Here is a 2718-nt window from a genome sequence, read left to right as displayed (position 1 = left end):
ACTTCACTCTACAGGAGGCTCCACCTGCCTCACCCTTGAGCCTTGTTCTCAAAGGCTAATTTGGACGACAGTGATATGCGCTATACGGTCTCTCTGGCGACATCGCAGCAGCCTGATCCAGATGGCAGCTGAGCACGTGTTGCACATGCAGAAGGCTCTGGATCAGATGAACCTTCAGATTCATCGCGTTCTGAACGACATCACCGGAGTAAGTGGCCTCAAGATCCTGGATGCTTGCGGGGGAACGAGATCCTCTGTTCTTGGCACAACTTTGCCACGGTGGCGTGAAGAACAGCGAAGACACTATCGCGAAATCACTCGAAGGCGACTACCGTCCAGAGCATCTATTCGCACTTCGTCAGTCGTTAGCGGCTTATCGCTATTATCAGCAACTCGTTGTTGAAGTTGATCAGGAGATTAAGCTCCAGCTGGGCGAGTTGAAGACAACAGCCGAGGCGACTATATGCTCCAGCCAAATACATGGAGGATATTCACACAGACTAAGGATTCGAGTTCCTGCAAAGTCTCGATTTCGGTAACTTGCTGGGAACTTTCTCAAAACCCCCGTTTTCATGATCCCGATTCAGATCGCGGAAGCCACCTGTCTCTGGCCCAGCCGGACAAGTCCCGACCGCGGCGCGCCCTTTGTCGAAAGAGGGAGCAATGCAGCAAAACGCAATTCAAGGGTTCAAGAGAGGATGTGAATCTCTATCCCGTAGAGGTCAGCGTTAGTTACCCGGATGTTTGTGATGTTTGTGACAGCAAAACTCCGAAGCACGCGAGTGCGGCCATCTGGCTCTGGCGGCGCGAACTCCCAGACCTCGACCGAGTAATCGCCTGACTGCACCTGATATTCAAAGGTTCCGTCCTGCTCCACCCTAGTTCCGCCACCTCCGCCTAACATATCAATTGTTCCCATTGTTCGCGAGAACATCACATTGATTCTATTAGGCACTTTTGGCAAGTCGCCTGTTACTTTGCCCCGGACCGTATGCCAGACTGGGCGGGGAATCTGTATTTGCAAACCCGAAATCATCTGGCCAACTTCAACATCGAAGCTCGTCGCGTCCGAGATGTCTTGGGCATCCGGATACAGGAAATCGAAGACGCGCTTTTGCATGGCGAGGTGAAGCGGCTCCGTTGGTATAGCAACTGCTGGCTTACGAAGAATGCCGGCAAAACGCAGAAAGTATCGAGCTGAACCGAGGGGAGGTGAGCAAAAGCTGCCGTCCTCAGAGACTTTGTGGTCACCCGAGTCGCTTATGTAACCTGACTCGCCCCTTCTCTCCCCCGTCCGGATCAAGCTGAAATGGCAGCGCTCAGGCGGCTGTTGATTTTCGTCCAGGATCTTCCCGGACAAGAACCCGCCAGGTTTGAGTGCGATGTGCAGGCCGGCTATGGTCTCACTCTCATTGAAGGTGAGACGTTCGTTTCGCCGAACATATTTTTTATCGTAGAAGGCTAAGGAATATTCACCCTCAGGTAGTTCCGAGAACGAGAAGCAGCCATGCTCATTGAGCGTAGTACATGTCTCGCCAGCTACCCCAATGCGATACAGCCTCACATCCGGCGAGGTGAGAGGTTCGCCCGTTGTTTCGTCTACTACACAGCCACTGACGGATCGATTCATCGGTCCTCCGACGCCGTACTCATCGATTCTAGGAGCCAGTTCCTCCGGATGTACAACGGGTCTTTCGGAAAATGACTCCAAACCTCCTGCAAAGTCCCCATTTCGGTAACTTGCTGGGAACTTTCTCAAAACTCCGTTTCTCGGGAATGATCGGCCTGCTCCCATCCTGCGACGGTCTATCAGGATCGAACGATCTCAACTTGAACGCGACTCGGTTGCCATAGCCTGCCCGATAGTTCGATATGCTGAGTGAGGCAGTCGCACCTGAATGTGTCTGCGTAAGGTTAAATATCATGGGCGGTTACTACTATCTAGGGGGCTTCCTCGGCCTCGCAGCAGCGTTAGTCATCATCCATTCCGTAGGTGCAAAGCGCAGGGCTACGGTTCCACTGGCCGTATGGTGGCTATGCATGGGCCTAGGTCTTGTCGCCTGCGGATATGCAATGTTCAATTCAACGGGACCCTCTTTTGCTCCTCGCGTCACCATGACCGGTAGGGCGTTCGATTGCGTCGAGCATCGAGTCGGAAAAGAGAGCATATTTCACTTCAGCATTTTCGTCTGAGGATGGGAGTCGGATTCCGCTTGAGACTCGGATAATCATTCCGAGCTGGGGTACCCCTGGGAACTTCGACGGACGACATCTCACCGTGACCTATCTCGCAGACGTCGATAGATTCCCGAAGAATGAAGCTATAGCTATTTCGATTCTGTCTGGCAGTAACGCCGGCTGGCATGACTCACTAGATGCACGTCCACTCGGATGCTGGCTAGGAATACCGATTGGCGCTTTGATCGGCTGCACCGGGTTCTTCGGTCGAAAGTTCCGAAGGGACGATATTCAAGAGAGAAATCGGCCATGGCTGAATGAGTCTCCAGATCGCATCTCCAGCCAGGGATCGGCTTGAAGCTGATGGGCTTCCCCCAAAGTCGGGTTTACATTGAGCAAGTTCACTCGGCCAGCGGGGTTTCGGCGGGTCGAACTTGCCGAAATTCCCGTTTTTCGTGCGGTCCACTGAGCTACTGCTCAATGCCGCGCATAGCTTCCGGGAACGTTGAGCGCAGAAATTGCAGATGCTCTCGCGTTCCC

2 protein-coding genes are annotated in these 2718 nt (G+C 53.4%); both read right to left on the bottom strand.

The genetic code is table 11. The annotated features are described in order from the left end of the window. Window positions 1–688 precede the first annotated feature (688 nt). Window positions 689–1630: a carboxypeptidase-like regulatory domain-containing protein gene (locus Q363_RS31220; protein WP_035358604.1), complete on the bottom strand. Its 942-nt coding sequence runs from the start codon at window positions 1628–1630 to the stop codon at window positions 689–691. A gap of 768 nt (window positions 1631–2398) precedes the next feature. Beyond that, on the bottom strand, window positions 2399–2718 hold a 320-nt coding region (locus Q363_RS43500; protein WP_211256459.1), incomplete at its 5' end, for a hypothetical protein.

The sequence above is a fragment of the Edaphobacter aggregans DSM 19364 genome (assembly GCF_000745965.1).
Lineage (GTDB): Bacteria > Acidobacteriota > Terriglobia > Terriglobales > Acidobacteriaceae > Edaphobacter > Edaphobacter aggregans.
The sequence above is the reverse complement of the archived record's forward strand: the minus strand, read 5'-3'. Positions and strand labels throughout refer to the sequence as shown.

Coding starts and splice junctions, on each gene's coding strand:
- Q363_RS31220 (WP_035358604.1), bottom strand. CDS start 1,630: ATGAATCGATCCGTCAGTGGCTGTGTAGTAGACGAAACAACGGGCGAA.